This window comes from Halopelagius fulvigenes (genome assembly GCF_055398025.1).
Genome location: NZ_AP043846.1, coordinates 2,862,192 through 2,885,671, shown reverse-complemented (window position 1 = coordinate 2,885,671; position 23,480 = coordinate 2,862,192). Strand labels below are relative to the sequence as shown.

General features: G+C 67.1%; 23 protein-coding genes. 15 read left to right on the top strand and 8 right to left on the bottom strand.

The genetic code is table 11. From position 1 onward, the window contains the following. Window positions 1-92 precede the first annotated feature (92 nt). The 7 genes from ACZ522_RS19860 to ACZ522_RS19830 all read left to right on the top strand — a co-directional run bounded on the left by ACZ522_RS19860 (window position 93) and on the right by ACZ522_RS19830 (window position 7,691). Complete coding sequence (locus ACZ522_RS19860) at window positions 93-833, top strand: proteasome assembly chaperone family protein (RefSeq protein ID WP_379695654.1); 741 nt, start codon at window positions 93-95, stop codon at window positions 831-833. Window positions 834-959: 126 nt separating this feature from the next. Then, window positions 960-1,679 (top strand): nucleotide exchange factor GrpE, encoded by a 720-nt coding sequence (locus ACZ522_RS19855; protein WP_379695656.1) that lies wholly within the window; start codon window positions 960-962, stop codon window positions 1,677-1,679. Between the two features lie 139 nt (window positions 1,680-1,818). Then, window positions 1,819-2,556, top strand: coding sequence for an esterase/lipase family protein (locus tag ACZ522_RS19850; RefSeq protein ID WP_379699834.1), 738 nt, complete (start codon window positions 1,819-1,821; stop codon window positions 2,554-2,556). Window positions 2,557-2,726: 170 nt separating this feature from the next. Next, window positions 2,727-4,634 carry a molecular chaperone DnaK gene (gene dnaK / locus ACZ522_RS19845; RefSeq protein ID WP_379695658.1) on the top strand — a complete coding sequence of 636 codons (1,908 nt, stop codon included), beginning with the start codon at window positions 2,727-2,729 and terminating at the stop codon, window positions 4,632-4,634. Window positions 4,635-4,833: 199 nt separating this feature from the next. Beyond that, a complete protein-coding gene (dnaJ, locus tag ACZ522_RS19840) occupies window positions 4,834-5,985 on the top strand; it encodes a molecular chaperone DnaJ (protein WP_379695660.1) in 1,152 nt (383 codons plus the stop codon). A 109-nt stretch (window positions 5,986-6,094) separates the two neighbouring features. Then, window positions 6,095-6,460 carry a cupin domain-containing protein gene (locus ACZ522_RS19835; protein ID WP_379695662.1) on the top strand — a complete coding sequence of 122 codons (366 nt, stop codon included), beginning with the start codon at window positions 6,095-6,097 and terminating at the stop codon, window positions 6,458-6,460. Window positions 6,461-6,554: 94 nt separating this feature from the next. Then, window positions 6,555-7,691, top strand: a complete 1,137-nt coding sequence (locus ACZ522_RS19830) for a CobW family GTP-binding protein (protein ID WP_379699836.1) — start codon at window positions 6,555-6,557, stop codon at window positions 7,689-7,691. Here the strand turns inward: ACZ522_RS19830 and ACZ522_RS19825 are convergent. Next, window positions 7,660-7,836 (bottom strand): hypothetical protein, encoded by a 177-nt coding sequence (locus ACZ522_RS19825; protein WP_379695664.1) that lies wholly within the window; start codon window positions 7,834-7,836, stop codon window positions 7,660-7,662. The genes ACZ522_RS19830 and ACZ522_RS19825 overlap by 32 nt on opposite strands. A 95-nt stretch (window positions 7,837-7,931) precedes the next feature. Here ACZ522_RS19825 and ACZ522_RS19820 point away from each other — a divergent pair, with 95 nt between their 5' ends. Further along, a complete protein-coding gene (locus ACZ522_RS19820; protein ID WP_464391791.1) occupies window positions 7,932-8,087 on the top strand; it encodes a hypothetical protein in 156 nt (51 codons plus the stop codon). Between the two features lie 15 nt (window positions 8,088-8,102). Here the strand turns inward: ACZ522_RS19820 and ACZ522_RS19815 are convergent, their stop codons facing one another. After that, window positions 8,103-9,269 carry a glutathione-independent formaldehyde dehydrogenase gene (locus ACZ522_RS19815; RefSeq protein ID WP_379695669.1) on the bottom strand — a complete coding sequence of 389 codons (1,167 nt, stop codon included), beginning with the start codon at window positions 9,267-9,269 and terminating at the stop codon, window positions 8,103-8,105. 196 nt (window positions 9,270-9,465) lie between these two features. Between ACZ522_RS19815 and ACZ522_RS19810 the strand changes: the two genes are divergently transcribed. Further along, window positions 9,466-10,215 (top strand): acyl-CoA synthetase family protein, encoded by a 750-nt coding sequence (locus ACZ522_RS19810; RefSeq protein WP_379695671.1) that lies wholly within the window; start codon window positions 9,466-9,468, stop codon window positions 10,213-10,215. A gap of 21 nt (window positions 10,216-10,236) precedes the next feature. On the opposite strand, the gene ACZ522_RS19805 is transcribed toward ACZ522_RS19810, so the two are convergent. Then, window positions 10,237-12,219, bottom strand: a complete 1,983-nt coding sequence (locus tag ACZ522_RS19805; RefSeq protein WP_379695673.1) for an AMP-binding protein — start codon at window positions 12,217-12,219, stop codon at window positions 10,237-10,239. 128 nt (window positions 12,220-12,347) lie between these two features. Between ACZ522_RS19805 and ACZ522_RS19800 the strand changes: the two genes are divergently transcribed. After that, window positions 12,348-12,941, top strand: coding sequence for a GNAT family N-acetyltransferase (locus tag ACZ522_RS19800; RefSeq protein ID WP_379695675.1), 594 nt, complete (start codon window positions 12,348-12,350; stop codon window positions 12,939-12,941). A 31-nt stretch (window positions 12,942-12,972) separates the two neighbouring features. On the opposite strand, the gene ACZ522_RS19795 is transcribed toward ACZ522_RS19800, so the two are convergent. After that, entirely contained in the window at window positions 12,973-13,269 is a 297-nt protein-coding gene (locus ACZ522_RS19795) for a hypothetical protein (RefSeq protein WP_379695677.1), read from the bottom strand. A gap of 81 nt (window positions 13,270-13,350) precedes the next feature. Next, window positions 13,351-13,650 carry a DUF7520 family protein gene (locus tag ACZ522_RS19790; RefSeq protein ID WP_379695679.1) on the bottom strand — a complete coding sequence of 100 codons (300 nt, stop codon included), beginning with the start codon at window positions 13,648-13,650 and terminating at the stop codon, window positions 13,351-13,353. 119 nt (window positions 13,651-13,769) lie between these two features. On the opposite strand from ACZ522_RS19790, the gene cdd reads away from it, so the two are divergent. From cdd to ACZ522_RS19775, 3 genes are all read left to right on the top strand, one after another. Then, window positions 13,770-14,189, top strand: a complete 420-nt coding sequence (gene cdd / locus ACZ522_RS19785) for a cytidine deaminase (RefSeq protein WP_379695681.1) — start codon at window positions 13,770-13,772, stop codon at window positions 14,187-14,189. A gap of 70 nt (window positions 14,190-14,259) precedes the next feature. Further along, on the top strand, window positions 14,260-15,078 hold the full coding sequence (locus ACZ522_RS19780) for a nucleoside phosphorylase (protein WP_379695683.1): 819 nt from the start codon (window positions 14,260-14,262) through the stop codon (window positions 15,076-15,078). A gap of 133 nt (window positions 15,079-15,211) precedes the next feature. Beyond that, on the top strand, window positions 15,212-16,402 hold the full coding sequence (locus ACZ522_RS19775) for an NAD(P)/FAD-dependent oxidoreductase (RefSeq protein WP_379695685.1): 1,191 nt from the start codon (window positions 15,212-15,214) through the stop codon (window positions 16,400-16,402). A gap of 167 nt (window positions 16,403-16,569) precedes the next feature. Here the strand turns inward: ACZ522_RS19775 and ACZ522_RS19770 are convergent, their stop codons facing one another. Further along, on the bottom strand, window positions 16,570-17,103 hold the full coding sequence (locus ACZ522_RS19770) for an Rrf2 family transcriptional regulator (protein WP_092534916.1): 534 nt from the start codon (window positions 17,101-17,103) through the stop codon (window positions 16,570-16,572). A gap of 173 nt (window positions 17,104-17,276) precedes the next feature. On the opposite strand from ACZ522_RS19770, the gene ACZ522_RS19765 reads away from it, so the two are divergent. Next, on the top strand, window positions 17,277-18,197 hold the full coding sequence (locus tag ACZ522_RS19765; protein ID WP_379695687.1) for an NAD-dependent epimerase/dehydratase family protein: 921 nt from the start codon (window positions 17,277-17,279) through the stop codon (window positions 18,195-18,197). A 55-nt stretch (window positions 18,198-18,252) separates the two neighbouring features. Here ACZ522_RS19765 and ACZ522_RS19760 read toward each other — a convergent pair whose 3' ends face one another. Further along, window positions 18,253-19,620: a TIGR00341 family protein gene (locus ACZ522_RS19760; RefSeq protein ID WP_379695689.1), complete on the bottom strand. Its 1,368-nt coding sequence runs from the start codon at window positions 19,618-19,620 to the stop codon at window positions 18,253-18,255. 134 nt (window positions 19,621-19,754) lie between these two features. Between ACZ522_RS19760 and rocF the strand changes: the two genes are divergently transcribed. Further along, on the top strand, window positions 19,755-20,663 hold the full coding sequence (rocF, locus tag ACZ522_RS19755) for an arginase (protein ID WP_379695691.1): 909 nt from the start codon (window positions 19,755-19,757) through the stop codon (window positions 20,661-20,663). A 149-nt stretch (window positions 20,664-20,812) separates the two neighbouring features. On the opposite strand, the gene gyrA is transcribed toward rocF, so the two are convergent. Further along, complete coding sequence (gene gyrA / locus ACZ522_RS19750) at window positions 20,813-23,455, bottom strand: DNA gyrase subunit A (RefSeq protein WP_379695693.1); 2,643 nt, start codon at window positions 23,453-23,455, stop codon at window positions 20,813-20,815. Between the last annotated feature and the right edge of the window lie 25 nt (window positions 23,456-23,480).

Below are 23,480 nucleotides of genomic sequence, written 5' to 3'. Positions count from 1 at the left end.
GCGGCGGGAGCGCGGCACCGCGCCCGCACCGACGTTTCGGGACGCGTGAAAGCGGGCCACGCTTTTACAACCTGAACGGCCGAACGTGACGTATGGCCCACATCAACGTGCTCGCGGAGGACGTGTCGCTCTCGGAACCGACGCTGATAGAGGGGCTCCCCGGCGTCGGCTTGGTCGGGAAGATCGCGGCCGACCACGCCGTAGAGGAGTTCGAGATGACCCACTACGCGAACGTCCACTGCGACGGCGTGCCGCGAGTCGCGGTGTACCAAGAGGGCGACGCGACCCTCCGGTCGCCGGTCAGACTGTACGCCGACGAGGAGCGGAACCTCCTCGTCCTGCAGAGCGACGTGCCCATCCGGCCGGACTCGGCGGCCGAACTCGCCGACTGCCTCTCGAACTGGTTCGACGACGAGGCGATTCTGCCCGTCTTCCTCTCCGGCATCCCGAAAGAACAGGCCGGCGACGTGCCGGAACTGTACGGCGTCGGCGTCGGCGACGGGACGCAGATGCTCGCGGACGCGGACATCGGCGAACCCGCCGAGGCGGGACTCGTCTCGGGGCCGACCGGCGCGTTGCTCAACGACGCGGTCGAACGCGGGCGGACCGCGGTGGGTCTGATCGTGGAGTCGGACCCCCAGTTCCCGGACCCCGCAGCGGCCCGCGTCATCCTCGAGAACGGAATCGAACCGCTCACGGGCGTCGAGATACCGTCTGACGACTTGGTGGACCACGCCGAGGACATCCGCGACGCGAAGGAGCGACTGGCGAAGCGCATGCAGAGCGCCGACGAGGAGAGCACGCAGGCCCGACCGCTCGGGATGTACCAGTAAGCCGCCGCGACGCGTCCGAAATCCGGGACTTCCGCCGGTTCGCCCGGCGCTTCGGGGGCCGGTCGTCCCCTCGACCGCCCGACCGCAGTCTACACTCTTAAGCCGAGGCAACTACTTCACCCACTCATGAGTGAGGACTCCGTCGACCCGGACCGCGAAGCCGAATCCGACGCAGACCCCGCCGAAGAGACGGCCGACGCCCGCGACGGGACGGCCGAAGCGACGACCGCGAACGCCCGAGCGACGGCCGCGGACGACGACGAGAACGCGGCCGCGGAGGGGGGAGCGGACGAGGCCCAGTCCGACGACGACGCCCTCGCGGCCCGCGTCGCGGCCTACGACGAGGAACTCGCGGCGGAGGTCGAGTCGCTCCAACGCCGCGTCTCGGAACTGGAATCCGAACTCGACTCCTCGAACGAACGGGTCGAGGACCTCTCTTCGCGCCTGAAGCGCACGCAGGCGGACTTCCAGAACTACAAGAAACGCGCGAAGAAGAAACAGGAGCAGATTCGGGAACGCGCCACGGAGGACTTCGTCGAACGCGTCGTGAAGGTGCGCGACAACCTCATCCGCGCGCTCGAACAGGACGAGGACACCGACATCCGGCCGGGCGTCGAATCGACGCTCGAAGAGTTCGACCGCATCCTCGATTCGGAGAACGTGACGACCATCGACCCCGAACCCGGAACCGAGGTGGACCCGACGCGCCACGAGGTGATGATGCGCGTCGACAGCGACCAACCCGAGGGCACCGTCGCCGACGTCTACCAACCCGGCTACGAGATGGCCGAGAAGGTCATCCGCGAGGCGCAGATAACCGTCAGCACCGGCGACGGCGACGAGTAGAACCCGAAACGACGCGAGACGCGCGGCGTCCCGTTCGCACACGCTTTTGTGCGTCGCACGACACGTCCGGCGCGTGCGATTTCCCTTTCGTAACCGCTTCCGAGCGGTGCCGAGAATCGGGTTCTCCGTCCGCAGCGATATCGCGGAGGGAACCTCGGCGGGCCGCCGGACGAACTCCGGCGACGCGGGCGACGACCTCCTCGTCGTCCTCGGGTGGGGGAACCGCCCGGAACACGAACACGTCTCGTGGCTCCTGGACTCCCTCGTCGAGGCGGGCTACCGCGTCCACGCGGTGACGCTCCCGACGAACCCGTGGGACTTCGAGGACCAACTCCTCGCGCCCGTCAGGGCGTACGCGCGCGAACGCGACATCGACCTCGTTCTGAGTCACAGCACCGGCGGACTCGTCGCCGCGCACCTCGCCGCCGACGCGGACGTGCGAAACGTCTTCCTGAGTCCGTGGTGGGGGACGGCACCCGTCGAAGGAGTCGCCTCGGTCGCCCTCCCCCTCCTCCTTCGGATTCCGACCGCGAGGCGACTGCTCCGGTTCGACCGCGACCCCTCCGTCATCGGCGACTTGGTGACCGAAGCGCAGTTCGAGGAGGCCGTCCCCGAGGCCGCCTCGCCCGCGTTCCTGCGGACGGTTCTGGACGCGCAGTCGCGCCTCCCGCCGTTCGACGAGGGGGACGCGGTGTTCTGTTCGCTCTCGGACCGCGTGGTGAGCGTCCGCGCCATCGGCGACCGGACGCCCGCGGCGAACCTCCGCCCGTATGACGGCGGCCACGAGTTCTTCGCCTCCTCCGGCCGGGAGGCCGTCCTCGAAGACGTCCTCGCGGCGCTGGAGGCGGGCCCAGAGGCGATCCGACGGGCCCGATAGGTCGGACCGTCGCCGGCGCGGGATGGCGCGGTCTGCGGTTCCATAAAACGGTGGCGGACGCGCTCGTCCGCCGGGCGCGGAAATCGCAAGACCGCGGAGACCCGAACTCTCACCGCCGACGCTACCGTCTAGTAACCTTTAACCGATTTAGACCGGTATGTGCGAACAAGATGGCGAGTAACAAGATTCTCGGTATCGACCTCGGTACCACGAACAGTGCGTTCGCGGTGATGGAGGGCGGCGATCCCGAAATCATCGTGAACTCCGAGGGCGACCGGACCACACCCTCTGTGGTCGCATTCACCGAGGACGACGAGCGTCTCGTGGGGAAACCGGCGAAGAATCAGGCCATCCAGAACCCGGAGCGCACTATCCGCTCTATCAAGCGCCACATGGGTGAGGACGACTACACCGTCGATATCGACGGTGAGGACTACACGCCGGAGCAGATCTCGGCGATGATTCTCCAGAAGATAAAGCGCGACGCCGAGGACTACCTCGGCGACGAAGTGGAGAAGGCCGTCATCACGGTTCCGGCGTACTTCAACGACCGCCAGCGTCAGGCGACGAAGGACGCGGGCGAAATCGCCGGATTCGAGGTCGAACGCATCATCAACGAACCGACCGCCGCGTCGATGGCGTACGGGCTGGACGACGACTCCGACCAGACGGTCCTCGTGTACGACCTCGGCGGCGGGACGTTCGACGTGAGCGTCTTGGACCTCGGCGGCGGCGTCTACGAAGTCGTCGCGACGAACGGGGACAACGACCTCGGGGGCGACGACTGGGACGAGGCCATCATCGACTGGTTGGCCGAGGAGTTCGAGAACAACCACGGCATCGACCTCCGCGAGGACCGACAGGCCCTCCAGCGCCTGAAGGACGCCGCGGAGGAGGCGAAGATAGAGCTCTCCTCGCGGAAGGAGACGACCATCAACCTCCCGTTCATCACGGCGACGGACTCCGGCCCGGTCCACCTCGAGGAGAAACTGACGCGCGCGAAGTTCGAGTCGCTCACCGCCGACCTCATCGACCGGACGGTCGGCCCGACGGAGCAGGCACTCGAAGACGCGGGCTACTCGAAAGAGGACATCGACGAGGTCATCCTCGTCGGCGGTTCGACCCGGATGCCGCAGGTCCACGAGAAGGTCGAGGAGATGCTCGGGTCGGAACCGAAGAAGAACGTCAACCCCGACGAGGCTGTCGCCCTCGGCGCGGCCATCCAAGGCGGCGTCCTCGGCGGCGAGGTGGACGACATCGTCCTGCTGGACGTGACGCCGCTTTCCCTCGGTATCGAGGTGAAGGGCGGCCTCTTCGAGCGTCTCATCGAGAAGAACACCACCATCCCGACCGAGGAGTCGAAGATATTCACCACGGCCGCGGACAACCAGACGTCCGTGCAGGTCCGCGTCTTCCAGGGTGAGCGCGAAATCGCCGAGGAGAACGAACTGCTCGGCGAGTTCCAACTGACGGGCATCCCGCCCGCGCCGGCCGGGACGCCGCAGATAGAGGTCGGCTTCAACATCGACGAGAACGGCATCGTCAACGTCGAAGCCGAGGACAAAGGCTCCGGCAACGCCGAGTCCATCACCATTGAGGGCGGTGCGGGCCTCTCCGACGAGCAGATAGAGCAGATGCAGCAGGAGGCCGAACAGCACGCCGAAGAGGACAAAGATCGACGCGAGCGCATCGAGGCCCGCAACGAGGCCGAGAGCGCCATCCAGCGCGCCGACACCCTCCTCGAAGAGAACGAGGAGAACGTCTCCGAGGACGTCGTCGCGGACGTCGAGGACGCGATGGACGAGGTTGAGGCGGTCCTCGAAGACGAGGACGCCACGAAGGAGGAACTCGAAGACGCGACGGAAGCGCTCTCGAAGGAACTCCAGGAGATCGGCAAGCAGATGTACCAAGAGCAGGCTCAAGCGGGCGCCGGCGGTGCGGGTGCCGGCGGCGCGGGCATGGGCGGTATGGGCGGCGCAGGCCCCGGCGGTGCGGGCCCCGGCCCGGACGCGGGCGCCGCCGACGGCGACGAGTACGTCGACGCCGACTTCGAAGACGTGGACGATTCCGACGAGTAGTCGGAATCGTCCGCCAGCGAGGCGGCGTAGCCGTCTCGCGCGGTGGACGACGACGAACAGTAAGCGAGACGGCGAGTAACTCGCTGCACCTCTCTTCGTTTCTCCCTTCGCTCTCCCGAGGAGCGGGTTCTATCTCCGAAACCTGTCGTCCGCGAGGCGCGATTTTGAAGTGGCCCGCCGGATTATGCACGTACAACCGATGAGCGAGGACTTCTACGACGTGCTCGGGGTCTCGCGGGACGCCGGCGAGGACGAGATAAAGAAGGCGTATCGCAAGAAAGCCGCAGAGTACCATCCGGACGTCTCCGAGGAACCCGACGCCGAGGAGAAGTTCAAGAAGGTCAAGAAGGCCAAGGAGGTGCTGACCGACGACGAGAAGCGGCAGATGTACGACCAGATGGGTCACGACCGCTTCGAGCAAGCCGAGAAGCGCGGCGGCGGTGCGGGCGGTATGGGCGGCATGGGGGGTATGGGCGGTATGGGCGGCGGCGGCCAGAACCCCTTCGAGGACATCTTCAGCCAGTTCTTCGGCGGCGGTGGCGGCGGCCGAGGCCAACGCCGCAACCAACCGCGACAGGGGCGGGACCTCCGCACCCGCGTCTCCTTGGACCTCGACGAGGCCTACGAGGGCGTCGAGAAGCAGTTCACCGTCACGCGCCCGGAACGCTGTCCGGAGTGCGACGGCGAGGGCCACCCCCCGGACGCCGACGTGACCACCTGCCCGCAGTGTAACGGCCGCGGGCAACAGACCACCGTCCGCGACACCGCACTCGGGCGCGTCCAACAGACGCAGACGTGTCCCCACTGCGGCGGCGAGGGGCAGACGTACAGCGAGACGTGTCCCGAGTGTAACGGCGACGGGACCGTCCGCAACGAGGCGACCCTGTCGGTCGACATCCCCGCGGGCATCCGCGACGGGCAGACCCTGCGGATGGAACGCGAGGGCGCGCCCGGCGAGAACGGCGGGCCGAACGGCGACCTCCTCATCGAGGTGTCCGTCCGCGACCACGAGGAGTTCGACCGCGAGGGCGACGACCTGCACCACCACCACCCCATCTCCTTCCCGCAGGCCGTCTTCGGCGACACCGTCAGGGTGCCGACGGTTGACGGCGAGGCGGAACTGGAGGTCCCCGAGGGGACCCAAAGCGGCGAGACGTTCCGCCTGAAGGGCAAGGGGATGCCGCACCTCCGCGGCCGCGGACGCGGCGACCTGTACGTGCAGGTGCAGGTCGTCACGCCCGAGGAACTCAACGAGGAGCAACGCGAGGCCCTCGAAGCGTTCGCCGAGGCCGGCGGCGAGGAAGTCGAGGTCAAGCAGGGCTTCTTCGAGAAGATAAAGAACTCCTTCTGAGGCGTCCGCCCCGCCCGTCGTCTCCCGTCCCCCTCGCCTCGCTCTTTCCCGTTCGGACCCCCTTTCCGCCGCCCCTAATTTGATTCGCGTCCCGCCCGACGGAGACCGTATGTCGCACACGACTGCCGATTACGAGGACGTGGACCCGGTCGGCGGGGGACTGCACTTCCTCCGGGACGAACTTGACTGCGAGAGCCTCGGCTTCTCCGTCTTGGAGGCGGACCCCGGGTGGGTCGGCAAGGAACACGACCACGCCGAGGACGGCCAAGAGGAGGTGTACTTCCTCGTGGAGGGCGAGGCGACGCTGACCGTAGACGGAGTCGAGGGAACCTCGACAAGCAGCCGGACTTCGTCCGGCGACGGCGAGGAGATTCGCATGGAGGCAGGCGACGCGGTGCGCATCTCCCCCGACGCGACGCGCCGGTTGGAGAACGGACCGCTCGAAAGCACGTTCGTCCTCGCCGGCGCGCCCTGACCGCCGGGCGTCGCCGTCCGCGCGGGTCGTTCGGGAAATCCGACCGTTCGCAGACGTTATCCTGCGCGGGTGAGTACGGTAACCGATGGCACGGATGGAGGACGACCGAATCCCGGTGACCCTCGTCGGCGGAACTCTCGGCGCGGGGAAGACGACGCTCGTGAACAACGTCCTCCGGAACGCCGGAGCGTACGACGTGGCGGTCCTCGTCAACGACATGGGCGAGGTGAACATCGACGCTGAACTCATCGCGGGATCGGCCGACGACGACGTGATAGACCTCACGAACGGCTGTATCTGCTGTCGGTTGCGGGACGACTTGGTGACGGAGGTGAACCGCTTGGCGAGAGAGCGGTCGTTCGACGTCCTCCTCGTGGAGGCGTCGGGAATCAGCGACCCCGTCCCCGTCGCGCGGACGTTCCTCGGCGACACCGAGGGCGACGAGGACCCGACCGACCACTACCGGTTGGATACGGTCGTCAGCGTCGTGGACGCCTACGGCTTCTGGAAGGAGTTCGACCCCGAGGCCGAACGGCCCGACGAGTCGGACGCGCCGGGTCGGACGCTCGCGGACGTCCTCGTGGACCAAGTGGAGTTCTGCGACGTGTTGGTGCTGAACAAGTGCGATCTGGTCCCCGACGACGAACTCGACGAGGTGGAACGGGTCGTCCGGGAACTCCAACCGCGCGCGACCGTCTACCGGGAGACGTACGCCGACGTGAATCCGGAGGCCGTCCTCGACACCGGCCTGTTCAACTACGAGGAGGTGAGTCGGGCCGCCGGGTGGAAGCGCCGCCTGAGGGAGGGCGACGGCGGAGAGGGGCACGGCGGCGACGCGGCGGGACACGGCGACGGACACGAGGGACACGACCACGCCGCCGTCCACGGCGTCACCTCGTTCCTCTACGAGTCGGACCGCCCGTTCCACCCCGAACGCCTCAACGACTACCTCGAAGCGTGGCCCGACGGCGTCGTCAGGGCGAAGGGGTTCTTCCGCCTCGCCACCCGCCCCGAGACGGTGATGGGGTTGAACCGGGCCGGGCCGTCGGTCACCGCCGGCCCCATCGGTCGGTGGGACGAGGACGACGACAGGCGGACGCGACTCGTCTTCATCGGCACCGACGTGCCCGAGGCGTCGGTGCGGAGCGCACTCGACGACTGTCTGGCGACGGACGCGGAACTCGAAGACCCGGAGGGACTCAGCGACCCGTTCCCGTCTCCGTCGGAGTGACCTGCTCTTTCAACTCGTCCCACGATTCGTCGAACCCGTAGTTCGACCGTTCGGCCTCCGCCTCCGCGAGAGCGTCCTGGTACACGTCGTCGTACTCCAACAGTTGCTCCCACCCCGACTCGCGTATGCTGCAGTAGATGCACATGGGTACGGAATCCTGTTCGCGGAGCCGCATAATCGTTTCGAGCGGATTACATACAGTTCAGAAAGAGTATAGTCAATGGGTCTAAGGCGGTAGCGATGGTAAGAAAGATGATGTCAGGGTATCGAGCAACCGTCTCCGGTCATTGCGATTACTGCGAGTGGGAAGCGCTCTCTACCTCGTACACGGAGATGGTGAAGATGTACCAGGACCACCTCCGGGCGGAACACCCGAAGGCGTGGATGCGGTCCTGAGACGGGTCGTCTCCGTTACGGTTCGAGGACGACCTTCGTCACGCCTTCGTCGCGGTTGTCGAACCTCTCGTACATCTCCGGCGCTTCGTCGAGGCCGACGCGGTGGGAGACGACCCAACTCGGGTCGGCGCGCCCCTCGATGATGAGGTCGCGCAGTTGTCGGTTGTACTGCTTCACGTTGGCCTGACCCGTTCCGAACTTGTGGCCCTTCTCGAACAGTTTCCCGAAGTCGATGCCGATGCGGCCCTGCGCGGACATCTCGTCCGGCGCGCCGGGGTCCACGGGGAGGTACAGACCCACGACGCCTATCTGGCCGGTCGGTCGGACCGTCCGGACGAGTTGGTTGAGGACGATGGCCGGGTTCTCCTTCGCCGGGTCGTACGGTTCGTCCGGGTTATCGCGCACCTCCTCGGGGTCTATGGCCTGATAGCCGACGGCGTCGACGCCCTTGTCGACTTGGTCGCCGTGTTCGTCGATTATCTGTTCGACTGGGTCGCTCTCCTGGAAGTTGATGGCCTTCGCGTCGGTGTTCTCCTCCACCATGTCGAGGCGGCTATCCACGCGGTCCACGACGTAGATCTCCGAGGCGCCCTTGATGTCGGCGCTGTAGGCGGCCATCATGCCGACCGGGCCCGCGCCGTAGATGGCGATGGACTCCCCGGGTTGGAGGTTCGCCAGTTCGGTGCCGTGCCACCCCGTCGGGAAGATGTCCGCCAGCATGGCGAAGGCGTCCTCGTGTTCGTCGCCTTCGGGGAGTTTCAGGGCGTTGAAGTCCGCGTACGGGATGCGGAGTTGTTCGGCCTGTCCGCCCTGATACGGTCCCATCGCCACGTACCCGTACGCCCCGCCGGCGAACCCGGGATTGACGTTGGTACAGAACCCGGTGTAGCCGTTCTCGCAGTTCCGACAGAACCCGCAGGCCACGTTGAACGGGGCGACGACCCTGTCGCCCTCTTCGAGGGTGCTGACGCCTTCGCCCACCTCGGTGACGACGCCCATGTTCTCGTGCCCGAACACCAGACCCGGGTCCGCGTCGGTCCGCCCCTCGTACATGTGTAGGTCGGACCCGCAGATGGCCGTCGTCGTGATGTCGATGACCACGTCGCTCGGGTGTTGAATCTCCGGTTCGTCCACGTCCTCGATGGCCACGTCCTTCGGCCCCTGATAGACTACTGCGCGCATTGTGGTGCTTGTTACCTCCACCCATTGCTGAGGGCGGTCGGCAAATATATCATTTTAAAGACAAGAGAGACTGTCGCCGGCACTGTTCGCAATTTACGCCGACGCTTTCACAGCCGCCGCGTCCCGGAAATATTTGCCTCTTCCCGGCGGAGAGCGACGACGACGGCATTTTGACGGCGGGGGCCGTCGCCCCGGTATGACCGCAGGAGACGGACCGGACCCGGTGACCGACCCCGCCGTCCTCGGCGACGCGGTGGCGCGCGACCGGCGCGCGTCGGCGACCGCACTCCGGGCGGACGCGCCAGGGCGGTCGTACAGTTACCACCACTTCGTCACCTCCTCGTACAAAGCCGGGAACGTCCTCCGGTATCTCGGCGTCCGCGAGGGCGACCGGGTGGACGTCGAACCCGACCGCCTCCCCGAACCGGTGCTGACGTTCTACGGCGCGGCGCAGTTGGGGGCCGTCGTCTCGTTCGACCCCGACCCCGACGCGTCGGACCCGCCGCGCGCCGCCGTCGTCCCCGTCGGACGGGAGTCCGAGTTCGCCCCCGAACCGGGGAGCAAGCTCGCCGTCTACGGCGGCCCGCCGGAACGCCCGACGACGACCCACTGGGAGAAGGAGGTCTGGAGCGAGAACCCGGCGGTCCACCCCGCGTCGGTGGCGGCGGACGACCCACTCCTCGCGGCGGACCGGACGTACTCCCACGCCGACGTTCTCTCCGCCGCGGCGGCCGTCGTCGAGGACGCCGACCTGCGACCGGGCGAGGAAGTCGCCGTCCGGGCCCCCCTCTCGACCCCCGGCGTCGTCGCCGCCGGACTCGTCGCGCCCGTTCTCGTCGGCGCGACGGTGCTGTTCCCCGACGAGGGGACCGAGGGAGACGTCCGCGTCGGTCCGGGGTCCGAACCGCGGACTATCGACCCCGAAGCGGTTTTCGGCGGCGAGTGAGGCCGCCGGGACCGAAGCCCGTTACCGCGCCTCGCGCAGTTCGTCGAGGGCGGCGGGGTTCTCGATGCTGCTCATGTCGCCCAGTTCGTCGCCTTGGTGGATCGCCGAGATGGCGCGCCGGATTATCTTCCCGGACTGCGTCTTCGGGAACTCCGAGACGAACAGGAGTTCCCGCGGGCGGAACGGCTTCCCCTGCTCCTCGCCGACGAGTTCGCGGAGTTCCTCGCGGAGGTCCTCCGACGGCTCGAATCCGTCTTCGAGGACGACATAGGCGACGACGGCCGTCCCCGTCGTCTCGTCGTCCACGCCGACGGCCGCGGCCTGATTCACGGCGTCGTGTTCGATGAGGACGCCCTCTATCTCGGCGGGGCCGACCTTCCGCCCGGCGACGTTGAGGGCGTCGTCGGCGCGCCCGTGGAGGAACCAGAAGCCGTCCTCGTCCTTCTGGGCCCAGTCGCCGTGGTTCCAGAGCGGCGGCTCTTCGAACCGACTCCAGTAGGCGTCGAGGTAGCGGTCGTCGCCGGACCACAGCGACTTCGTCATCGACGGGCAGGAGTCCCGCGCGACGAGGTAGCCGCGTTCGTGGTCGTCGGCGATGCTCTCGCCCTCGGCGTCCACGATGTCGACGTCCATCCCGAGTCCGGGGCCGCCCAGACTGCACGGTTTCAGCGGTTGGTCCGGCATCGGCATGAGGAAACAGCCGCATATCTCGGTGCCGCCGGAGATGTTCATGATGGGCGCCTCCCGGTTCCCGATTCGGTCGTAGAACCACATCCACGACTCGGGGTCCCACGGTTCGCCCGTCGAACCCAGCAGACGGAGCGACGACAGGTCGTGCTTCTCGACCCACTCGTCGCCGTGCTTCCTGAGCGCTCTGATGGCCGTCGGCGAGATGCCGAACACCGTCAGGCCGTGGCGGTCTATCATCTCCCAGAAGCGGTCGGGTTCCGGGTGGTCGGGCGCCCCCTCGTACATGAAGACGGTGCCGCCGAACGTGTGGTTCCCGATCAGCGTCCACGGCCCCATCATCCACCCGATGTCCGACACCCAGAAGAAGCGGTCCTCGGGCTTGTGGTCGAAGCCGAAGTAGATCTCCTTGGCCGTCTGCATCTGGATGCCCGCGTGGGTGTGGACGATGCCCTTCGGCTTCCCCGTCGTCCCCGAGGAGTACAGCAGCATCGACTCCTGATTCGCGTCGAGTTCCTTCGTCTCGTACTCCGGGGACTGTGACTCGACCGCCCTCTCCCACCACTCGTCGCGGGCGGTCCACGCGATGGTCGCGTCGTCCCTGTCGGCGACTCCCAGACGGTCGTAGACGACGGTGTGTTCGACGCTTCCGGCCTCCTCGATCGCTTCGTCGGCGGCGTCCTTCAGTGTGACTTCGCCGCCCCGCCGGTAGAAGCCGTCCGCGGTGAACAGCACCGAACACCCCGAGTCCTCGATTCGCGTCGCCGTCGCGTCCACGCCGAACCCCGAGAAGATGGGCACCGCTATCGCGCCGACTTTGAAACAGCCGTAGAGGATGGAGATGACCTCCGGCACCATCGGCATGTAGAGACCGACCGTATCGCCCGTCTCGACGCCGTACGACTCCAGCAGGTTCGCCACCCGGTTCGACTCGCGGTGCAGGTCGTGGTAGGTGACCTGCCGCACGTCGCCGGGTTCGCCCTCCCAGATGCACGCCACGCGGTTCCGGTCGGGGCTATCGACGGCGGCGTGCCTGTCGAGGACGTTGTGCGCGATGTTCAGTTTCCCGCCGGGGTACCACTCCGTGAACTGCGGTCCCTCGCTGTCGTCGCGCACCGAGTCGTACCCCTCGTAGAACTCGATTCCGAGGTACTCGACGAGTTCGTCCCAGAACCACTCCACGTCCGAACAGGTCCGGTCTATCAGTTCGTCGTAGTCGTCGATGCCGTACTCCCGCATGAACGCCCGGACGTTCGTCGCCTCCGCGAACTCCGGGGAGGGCCGGTGGACCACCTCGTCGGTGTCGGGTACCTGCATATCGTCCGTCTCTTTCTCGGCCCTCACGAAGTAACTTACCCGGACGATAGTGCAGGACGTTCGCGCGAGCCGACGGTTCCCGTCTCGCCTCGCAAATCCTTTTTCGCGCGCGGGCCCTACGTGGTCCTATGTACGTCCGGGACGCTAAAAACCGAGACGAGGTCTGGTTGCTTGACCGAATCGAGGAGATGGACCTCACAGACCCCGCGTTCCGCTCTCGCGACTACGTCATCGCCCTCGACGAGGAGACGAACGAACGGGCGGGATTCGGTCGCATCCGCGTCCACCGGGACGGCGACGAGGGGGACGAGGAGTTCTGCGAACTCGCCCTCGTGGCGACGCTCGAACGCTGGCGGGGCCAGGGCGTCGGCGCGCACGTGGTCGAACGACTGCTGACGAAGGCGGGCGACGAGGGGTTCGACGACGTGTACGGGTTCACGGCGCAACCCGGCTACCTCCTCCAGTTCGGCTTCTCGCCCGTGGACGGAGAGGACCTCCCCCCGACCCTCGCGGACCGACTCGACGCCGTCCGCGAGGAACGCGGCGACGACGCCATCGCCGTCCGAATCGCCGTCGAGGAGTTCGAGATGCCGACGCGACTCAGAGAGCGGTTCAAGGAGGCCGCGCCCGGCGACGACGACGGCGAGGTCACAGTCGAGGAGACGGCCGAGGACTTCGGCATCGACCCCGAGGAGGTCACCTACAAGTACGATACGGGGTAGCGCGCGGAGACGACGGAGTCGCGCGGCGCGGTCACGTCCGGTCGTCGAGGAAGTCGGTGCTGAAGACGATGTACGCGAGCACCGTACAGAACAGGATGGGCGGGAGGATGGCGAACCCCCAGAGGGGTTCGGTGCCCATGCCGACGATGAGGACGACGTTGGCGAGACCGATGAAGAGGAACGGGAGCACCGCGAGCACCGCCCGCCGTCGGTTCCTACCGCCGGTTTCGGGCTGAAGCGGTTCCTCGAACTCGTCCGCGTTCGCGTCCGGGCCTGCGCCGGCGTCCGCCTCCGACTCGTCGTCGGCGGACGTAGAGGAGGTGGCCATACCGAAACTGGGGACTCCCAGCGACAAAAACGACGCGCCTGTGCCCCGCCCGCGGACCGACCCGCGGACTCTCCGGTTACCTCAGTCCGCGTCTTCGTACCGCGACGCGACGGCGACGAGGCCGAACAGGGCGGCGAGGACGGCCGTCGTGACGAAGACGGCGTACAGAGACATCGAGAGCGGCGTCGTCGGGATGGTGACCAGACCGCCGAGAACCGCCGCCCGCGGGACGGTTTCGGCCCCGTTGCTCCCGACGAAGAAGCCGACGATGCCGGCGAGTGCGACGACGACGGCACCCACCCCCAGTAGGATGCGCCTGCCGAGTCCCGGCGTCCCGGACGCCGGTTCGCCGCGGTTCGTCGAATCGGATTCTGCTGACACGTCGTCGCCTACGGCGGCCGGCCGTTTGGCACTTGCCTTTCTCGCCCCGCCGCGGTCCGTCGCCCGGGAGACCCCCGGGACGGCAAAGTACAAACGGCTCCCCCGGAAACTCGGTGTCGATGCCAGAGGAACTCGTCACCCGCGCCCGCGACGCCCTCGAAAACGCCTACGTCCCGTACTCTGAGTACTCGGTCGGCGCCGCGCTTCGAACCGCCGACGGCGAGGTGTACGTCGGATGCAACATCGAGAACGCGAACTACTCGAACAGCCTCCACGCCGAGGAAGTCGCCGTCGCGGAGGCGGTGAAGAACGGTCACACGGCGTTCGAACGCGTCGCCGTCACCTCGGGCGCGAAGGACGGCGTCACGCCCTGCGGGATGTGCCGACAGACCCTCGCGGAGTTCGCCGACGAGAGCCTCGTCGTCGTCTGCGACGAGGGCGGCGAGGAGACGACGGAGTACGCCCTCGGCGAACTCCTGCCCGACACCATCTCCCTGGACACGCTGAACGCGGCGGCGGCGGCGCGCGAGGGCGAGTGACCGGTCCTGCGCCGAACCGTCCCCCCGGCGGAAGGAGTGGTTATTTTTGCCGGGGGACCGCACACCCGGCATGAGCGACAGCGAGGACCCGAACGACGAGGTCCAGTACCACATCGAAGTCGGCCCCGAAGACGTCGCGGACGCCGTTCTCCTCCCCGGGAACCCCGAACGGGTGGACAAGATAACCGCCCTGTGGGACGAGTTCGAGGAACGCGCCTCCCACCGCGAGTACCGCACCGCGACGGGGACGTACGAGGGAACGCCCATCTCCGTCACCTCGACGGGCATCGGCGGTCCCTCCGCGGCCATCGCCGTCGAGGAACTCGCCCGCGTCGGCGCGGACACTTTCGTCCGCGTCGGGTCCTGTGGCGCCATCCAACCCGAGATGGACGTGGGCGATCTGGTCATCACCTCCGGGGCCGTCCGGCAGGAGGGCACCTCCAAGGAGTACGTCCGCGAGGACTACCCGGCCACGGCGGACCACGAAGTCGTCTGCGCACTCGTCGCGGCCGCCGAACGCCTCGGCTACGACTACCACGTCGGCCTGACGATGAGCGCCGATTCCTTCTACGCGGGACAGGGTCGCCCCGGGTTCGAGGGGTTCGAGGCCGCGGGGTCGGAGTCGCTGGTCGGGGACCTCCGCGAGGCGAACGTGAAGAACATCGAGATGGAGGCGGCGACGCTTCTGACCCTCGCGAACGTGTACGGCCTCCGCGCGGGCGCGGTCTGCACCGTCTACGCGAACCGCGTCACCGGGGAGTTCCGGACGGAGGGGGAGTCGCGCGCGGCGAAGACGGCGAGTCTCGCGGTCCACCTCCTCGCGCGCATGGACGAGGTCAAGCGCGCGGCGGGCGTCGACCGCTGGCACGCCGGACTCTCCGTCGACTGACTTCCGCTTTCCGAGAACTGTTCGCCCTCGCACTGCACTGTTTGCAACTAGATGGCAATCCCCGACGCTCTCCGGCGGTCTCGCTCTCGTACGTTTCAAAGGTCCTTTATCTAATGCCTACGAGGGCCTTCCTATGAGCACGCAGGTCGTCGTCCTCGGCTCCGGCTACGCAGGCACGGGTGCCGTCAAACGCCTCGAAGATGAACTCGGCTCGGACGCTGAACTGACGTGGGTCTCGGAGAACGACTACCACCTCGTCCTCCACGAGGCGCACCGCTGCATCCGCGACCCGAGCGTCGAGTCGAAGATAGCCCTCCCCGTAGACGACATCAAAGCCCCCGAGACGAAGTTCGTGAAGGGCCGCGTCGAGAACATCGACGTGGACGACCGCGTCGTCGAACTCGACGGCGACGAAGTCGAGTACGACTACCTCCTCGTCTGTCTCGGCTCTGCGACCGCGTTCTACGGCATCGAGGGCCTCGAAGAGTACTCCCACGAACTCAAGAGCCTCGACGACGCGCGCGAGATTCACAGCGCCATCAAGTCGGCCGCCGAAGACGCCTCCCGGGACGACCCCGCGAAGGTCATCGTCGGCGGCGCGGGTCTCTCCGGCATCCAGTCCGCCGGCGAGATAGCGGAGTACCGCGACACCCACCGCGCGCCCATCGACATCACCATCGTCGAGGGCCTCGACGAGGTGTTCCCCGGTAACGACCCCGAACTGCAGGGTGCGCTCCGCAAGCGCCTCGTCGAGAAGGACGTCGAGATCCTCACGGGCGACTTCATCTCGAAGGTCGACGAGGAGAACATCTACCTCGGCGGCGGCGAGGACGAGGAACCCGACACGCTGGAGTACGACGTTCTCCTCTGGACCGGCGGCATCACGGGCCAAGAGGAGGTCGCGGACGCCGAGGTGGACAAAGACGAGCGTTCGAACCGCATCTACGCGGACGCGGACTTCCAGACGAGCGACGACCGGGTGTTCGCCCTCGGCGACTCCGCCCTCGTCGAACAGGGGTCCGACTCCGTCGCGCCGCCCACCGCGCAGGCCGCGTGGCAGGCCGCCGACGTGGCGGGCGAGAACGTCGCCCGCGCCGTCAAGGGCCAACCGCTGAAGACGTGGAGCCACGAGGACAAGGGGACGCTCATCTCCATCGGCGACGACGCCGTCGCACACGGCGTGAAGCTGCCGATGCTCGGGAAGGTTCCCGTCAACGTGTTCGGCGGCCCCGCCGCGCGAACGCTGAAGAAGAGCGTCGCCACCCGGTGGATCGCGGACATCACCTCCCCGCGCCGCGCGTACGAGGCGTGGGGGGACATGTAAGCCGGGGACGAACGCGCGGGAACCGACTCGTTTTTTCGGAGCGACCGACGCCGCGGAGCAACGCCGTTACGGTACGTCCGGCGGTCCGACTGTCGTCACTACCGACCGCGACGGCAGAGAGAAAAGATGCCGACGTCCGGTCGGCATCGACGTGTCCGCAGAGAGCCTCAGTGGTTCGGCTCGCCGACGGGCGCGCGCATGTCGTCGATACGGAGTATGAGGATGTTGCTCGTGTCGTCCTTTCCGTCGACGATACCCTCGACGACGAGCTTCGAAAGCGGCGTCGGACCGACTTTCACTTCGTCGCCCTCGTGGAAGTCTCGGACGGAGCCTTGGACGTGAATCTCGGCGCGGCACAGCTCCGGGTGGTGGACCGACGAGAGGTCGATCCCGTCCACGTTCACGCCGGTGACCGTCTCCCCGTTGTGCTGGAGGGGAACCGAGGCGGGTTCGTCCATCTGGTCGACGTCGAGCGCTTCGTACGCATTCGCCGTCGGCTTGTAGCCGCCCTTCGGCCCCGGAACGCCCTCGACCAACTGCAGCGCCTTCAGACTCTGCATCTGGTTGCGGATCGTCCCCGGATTCCGGTTTACCTCTTCTGCGATGTCCTCGCCCTTCACTGCGTCCTCACTCTGCCGATAGAGGTTTATCAGCGCCGTGAGGATGGTTTTCTGACTCGACGTCAGCTCGATTGATGACATGGTGATTCGTTCGAAGTATACGTCCTTAAATGCGATGGATGAACGGGAGAAACCCGGAGCCGTCTGACAATTACCGGGTAGATACGTGCGCTATTTTCACAAACGAAGCCCGTGTCCGGGCCGGGTAATCCCGTGCCGGTAGTAATTTACTTGCAGGTCGTTGTGTGCTACCCATGAAGGAGAAACGGGTCCTCGTCACCGGGGGTGCCGGATTTATCGGTTCGAATCTCGCGAACCATCTCGCGGACGACAACGACGTTATCGCCGTCGACGACCTCCACCTCGGGACGCCGGAGAACGTAGACGAAGACGTGGAGTTCGTAGACGCCAGCGTCCTCGACGACGACTTGCCCACCGAGGGCGTCGACGTCCTGTTCCACCTCGCGGCGTACTCCTCGTACACGATGGCCGAGGAGAACAAGCGCGAGGCGACGCGCGTGAACGTCGAGGGGTTCGTCAACGCGGTCGAACAGGCGCGGGAAGACGGATGCGACACCGTCGCCTATGCGACCACCTCGTCCATCTACGGGTCGCGCACCGAACCGTCCCCGGAGGACATGCCCGTGGAAGCGCGAACGTGCTACGAGGCGTCGAAGCTCGCGCGCGAACAGTACGGCGAGTACTTCCACCACCACTACGACATGACGCTCGCGGGCCTCCGCTTCTTCTCGGTGTACCAGGGCTACGGCGGGGCCGAAGAGCACAAAGGCGAGTACGCGAACACCGTCGCCCAGTTCGCGCACAAGATCGCCAACGGCGAACGGCCGGAGCTGTTCGGCGACGGCACCCAGACCCGCGATTTCACGCACGTCGACGACATCGTCCGCGGCATCGAACTCGCCGCCGACCACGAACTGCAGGGCGTCTACAACCTCGGCACGGGCGAGAGTTACGACTTCAACACGATGGTCGAGATGATAAACGAGGAACTCGGCACCGATATCGAACCGAAGTACATCGAGAACCCCCTCGACGTCTACGTCCACGACACGAAGGCCGATCCGACGAAGATGCGGGAGGCGACCGGGTGGGAGCCGCAGATACCCTTCGAGGAGGGCGTCGCGCGCGTCTGCGCGCCCTACCGCGAGGACTGACCGACGACCGGAAGCCGATACCGCGGGCGCGCCGTACCGACTTCCCACCGCCCGACTACGGCGAATCTTTCTGCTGTTCGACGAACTCGACGGTGACGGTCACTCGCTCGTCGGTTTCGGCGGTGATGGCTCGACGCAACACCCCCGCCAGCGACGGGTACGACCGGTCCACCGGGCGTCTGACGGTGACGGTCACCTCCCGCCTGTCCTCGGAAACGCCGAGGTCCGAGAACTCGATCTCGACGGCGCTCAGTTCGAGGTCCTCGTACCCCGGTCCCTCGATGACGTCCTGGACGGCGGTCGTCGCCTGATTCTCGAAGGCTATCTGCTGGGCGAGGAGCACCCCCGGACCGATGGCCGTCGTCACGAACAGGCCGAGGACGACGTACGTCGTCGGGCGTCCGAGCAGGGTGCGCACCTTCGCCGTCGCACTCGCGGCCTCCGACCAGTGTTGGGGCCGGTACCCGAGGTACCACAGCGTCGCCGCCCCGGCCAACACGATGCCGGTGACGTTGACCGCGAGGAGGACGAACGCGCCCAGCGCCACCGTCGGTATCACCCACGCCATGCCGATTCCCACCGCCGCGGCGGCGGGGAGGATGGCCGCGGCGACGGCGACGCCGACGATGGAGACGGGAAGCTCGGTCGCCAGTCCGAACCCGCCTGCGGACCCCGCACAGAGGGCGACCAGGAGCGTCAGCAGGCCCGGCGACGTCCGACTCGATATCTGCTGGACGGTCGTCACGCTGAGAGAGGGCGCGACGAACTGCGCCGTCTTCAACCCCCACCCGAGGACGGCGGCGGCGACGATGGCGACGACGAGGCCGGCGAGCGTCGATTTGATGCCCTCCACGAACAGCGACCGTTCGTCGAGGGCCGTGCCGACGCTCGCGGTGAGCGCGGCCCCTATCTGGGGGGCGATGACCATCGACCCGACGACGAGTGCGGGCGAGTCCAACAGCAACCCCGCTGTCGCGACGAACGCGCTCAGGACGGTCATGCTGTAGTACGTCGTCGGCCGCGGGTTGAGGTTGCGCACCTTCGTCCGAATCTCCTCGTTGGAGATGCGCTCTTCCTCCTCGGTGCCCTCCATGTACCGGTCTACGAGCGCCGAGTAGTGCGGCGTCGCCGCCGTCTCCGCGTTGACGATGACGAGGTACTCCTCCTTGATTCCGATGTCGGTCATCGCGTCGCGGACGCGGTCGACCGCCTCCGTCGGCACCGGGAACTGGACCATCTTCCGACCGGGGCCGCTCTCGGGGGCGTCGGCGTCGGCGTCACTGTCGCTGTTGCTGCCGGCGCCTCGGACGAAGTCTCCGCCGTCGTCCACCGAGAACACCACCGGGTCGATGTCCTCCTCGCGGAGTGTGTCCAACACGTCGTCGAGGTGTTCGGTCTCGACCAACACCTGCAGCAGTCGCATCGAGCGTGGAGAGTGGGGCCGCGAAGAAAGCCGCTCTCCCGGGTCGCACGGGGCGAAAGTCCTTCTCGCCGCCTCGAAACCTCCTCTCGTCCCGTTTCGATGACCATAAGCGCGCGAGCGGTGCAGATACGACCATGACGCGACCAACCCGAATCATCGGCGCGCCCATCGACTACGGGGCGAATCGACGCGGCGTGGACATGGGCCCGTCGGCCATCCGCTACGGCGGCCTCGCGGCGCAACTGGAGGACGCGGGGGCCACCGTCGCCGACGACGGCGACGTCTCCGCGCCCCGGGCCGAGGAACGCGACCCAGAGGCGGAGACGCCGAGCGAAGGCCGGGCGAAGTTCCTCCGCGAGACGAAGGCGGTCTGTACGGCGCTCTCAGACCGCGTGGCCGAGACGCTCGATTCGGGGGAGTTACCCCTCGTCCTCGGCGGCGACCACTCCATCGCCATCGGGTCCGTCACCGGAAGCGCCCGGGACGCCGACGTCGGCGTCGTCTGGTTCGACGCCCACGGCGACTTCAACACCCCCGCCACGTCGCCGTCGGGGAACGTCCACGGGATGCCCCTCGCGGCACTGCTCGGGATCGGCGACTTCGCGGGCGTCGAGTGGGCCAACGCCGACGGCCTCCGCGAGGAGAACGTCGCCATCGTCGGCCTCCGGTCCGTCGACGAGGCCGAACGCGAGGCCATCCGAGAGAGCGAGGTGACCGCCTTCACGATGTCCGACATCGACGAGGAGGGCATCACCGCCGTCGTCGAGGGGGCCCTCGAAATCGCCACGGCGGGCACCGACGGCATCCACGTCAGCCTCGATTTGGACTGGCTCGACCCCCGGGAGGCGCCGGGCGTCGGGACGCCCGTCCGCGGCGGGGTGAACTACCGCGAGGCCCACTCCGCGCTCGAAACCGTCGCCGAGACGGGCGCGCTCCGCTCTCTGGAACTCGTCGAGGTGAACCCCATCCTCGACGAACAGAACGAGACGGCGTCGCTTGCGACCGAACTCGCCGCCAGCGCACTCGGAAAGCGCATCCTGTGAGGTTCGCCCCTGCGTCTCCCGCGGCGCGCGCCCGATGCGCCCCGGGAGACGGCCCCACACCTCGTTTCCGGTGAACTGACGGGGTATCGGGCGGCGTCGCTCCCGGAATCGGGGGCGCGGCGAAAAGAAAAACGGTCGTCAGAGGGGCGTTACTCGGAGTCGAGGGCGCCGTCTTCGAGACCCTCGGACGCGAACTCGCTGTCGGTCGCCTCGCGGAGTTCCTCGGCGTCGAGTTCGCCGTTGGTCCCCGCGTCGGCGTCAGGGTCGGATTCCGCGTCCGTGTCGGCGTCGACCGCGGTCGAACGCTCCTCGTTGTACACGTCCACGGACGCGACGGCGTCGCCGCCGGCTAAGTCCATCACAATGACGCCCATCGTGTTCCGCCCGACGGTGGAGACGTCCTCGACGGGCGTGCGGACGATTTGCCCCTCGGAACTCATGACGAACAGGTGGTCGCCGTCGCCGACGGTCTCCATCGCGCAGACGGGGCCGTTCCGCTCGTTCGTCTTGATGTCTATCAGGCCCTTCCCGTTGCGGGACTGCGGCCGGTAGTTCTCGATGTCCGTCCGCTTGCCGTACCCGTTCTCGGTGACGGTGAGCACCCAGTTGTGGACGTCCTCGTCCACGGCGGCGACGCCCGCCACCCTGTCCTCGCCTTCGAGTTTGATGCCGCGGACGCCGCGGGCGGACCGGCCCATCGGGCGAACCTCGTCCTCGTGGAAGCGGATGGACATCCCCTCGCGGGTGGCGATGACGATGTCGCGTTCGCCGTCGGTCACCTCCACGTCGGCGAGTTCGTCGCCGTCGTCCAACGTGGTGGCGATGATGCCCGTCGAGAGGATGTTCTGGAAGTTCTCGACGTGCGTCCGCTTGATGTACCCGTCGCGGGTGACCATCGTGAGGTACTTGTCCGTCTCGTCCGCGATGTCGGCGCAGTTGACGACGGCGGTAATCTGCTCGCCGTCGTCCAAGTCGAGCAGGTTCACCGCGGACTTCCCGCGGGCGGTCCTCCCCATCTCGGGTATCTGGTACGTCTTCAGCTGGTACACCTGCCCATGGTTCGTGAAGTACAGCAGGTAGTCGTGGGTGCTGGCGACGAACACCGACGACACCCGGTCGCCCTCCTTCAGTTCGGTGCCGATGATGCCCTTCCCGCCGCGGCGTTGCGCGCGGAAACTGTCGAGGGACATCCGCTTGATGTAGTCCTCCTCGGTGACGACGACGACGACGTCCTCCTCGGCGATGAGGTCCTCGTGGGTGACGCTGCCGGTGTCCTCGATGAACGAGGTGCGACGCTCGTCGGCGTACTCCTCTCTGATGTTGAGGAGTTCCTCCTCGATGACCGCGTCGAGCTCCGACGTGTCCGAGAGGATTTCGTTCAGGCGGTCGATGCGCGCCTGCACCTCCTCGTACTCGGACTCTATCTCCTCGGCCTCCATCGAGGTGAGCGAACCGAGCTGCATCGCGACGATGTGGTTCGCCTGATCCTCCGAGAAGTCGAACGACGGCAGTTCCTCGCCGTCCACCTCGACGGTCTGTTCGCCGCGGAGTGCGGCCTTCGCGTCGTCGCGGCTCTCGGAGTTGCGGATGGTTTCGACCACCGCGTCGATGTTGTCGAGCGCGGTCAGTCGGCCCTCGAGGATGTGCGCTCTGTTCTCCGCCTCGTCGAGTTCGTACTGGGAGCGCCGACGCACGACCTCTCGCCGGTGGTCGAGGTACTCCTCTAAGGTCTCCTTCAGCGTGAGAACCCGGGGCTGGCCGTCCACGAGAGCGAGGTTGATGACGCCGAACGTGGATTCGAGGTGGTGTTCCAACAGTTGGTTCTTCACCACCTCGGCGTTCGCGCCGCGCTTGAGTTCGACGACGACGCGGATGCCGTCGCGGTCGGACTCGTCGCGCAGGTCGCGGATGCCCTCTATCTTCCCCTCGTTGACGTCGTCGGCGATGCGTTCGATGAGGCGCGCCTTGTTCTCCTGGTAGGGCAGTTCCGTGATGACGATGCGGTCGTCGTCTTCGACTTCGAACTCGGCGCGGACGCGGATGCGCCCGCGGCCGGTCTTGTACGCCTTGTGGACGGCGTTTCGGCCGACGATGTTCGCGCCGGTCGGGAAGTCGGGCCCCTTGACGTGTTCCATCAGGTCCTCGACCGTACAGTCGGGGTCCTCGATGAGGTGGACCGTCGCGTCGATGACCTCGCCGAGGTTGTGCGGCGGGATGTTGGTGGACATCCCGACGGCGATGCCGGACGACCCGTTGACGAGCAGGTTCGGGAACGCGGAGGGGAGCACCGCCGGTTCCTGCTTCCGGTCGTCGTAGTTCGCCTGGAAGTCGACGGTGTCTTTGTCGATATCGGCGAGTAACTCCTCTGCGATGGAGTCCATCCGGGCTTCCGTGTACCGCATGGCGGCCGGCGGGTCGCCGTCGACGGACCCGAAGTTCCCCTGCCCGTCGACGAGGGGGTAGCGCATCGAGAAGTCCTGCGCCATGCGCGCGAGGGCATCGTAGATGGCGGAGTCGCCGTGCGGGTGGTAGTCACCCATCGTCTCGCCCACGATGGACGAGGACTTCCGGTGCGAGGTTCGGGAGGTGACGCCCGCCTCGTGCATCGCATAGAGGATGCGCCGGTGGACGGGCTTCAGTCCGTCGCGGACGTCCGGGAGGGCCCGGCCCGCGATGACGGACATCGCGTAGTCGATGTACGACTGTTCCATCTCCTGTTCGATGCGGGCCGTCTCCACGCTGGCGGCGATGCCCGCACCCGGTTCAAATTTGTCTGGTGCGTCGGAACTCATTGGTGATTTTCGGGGGGTGAGTTAG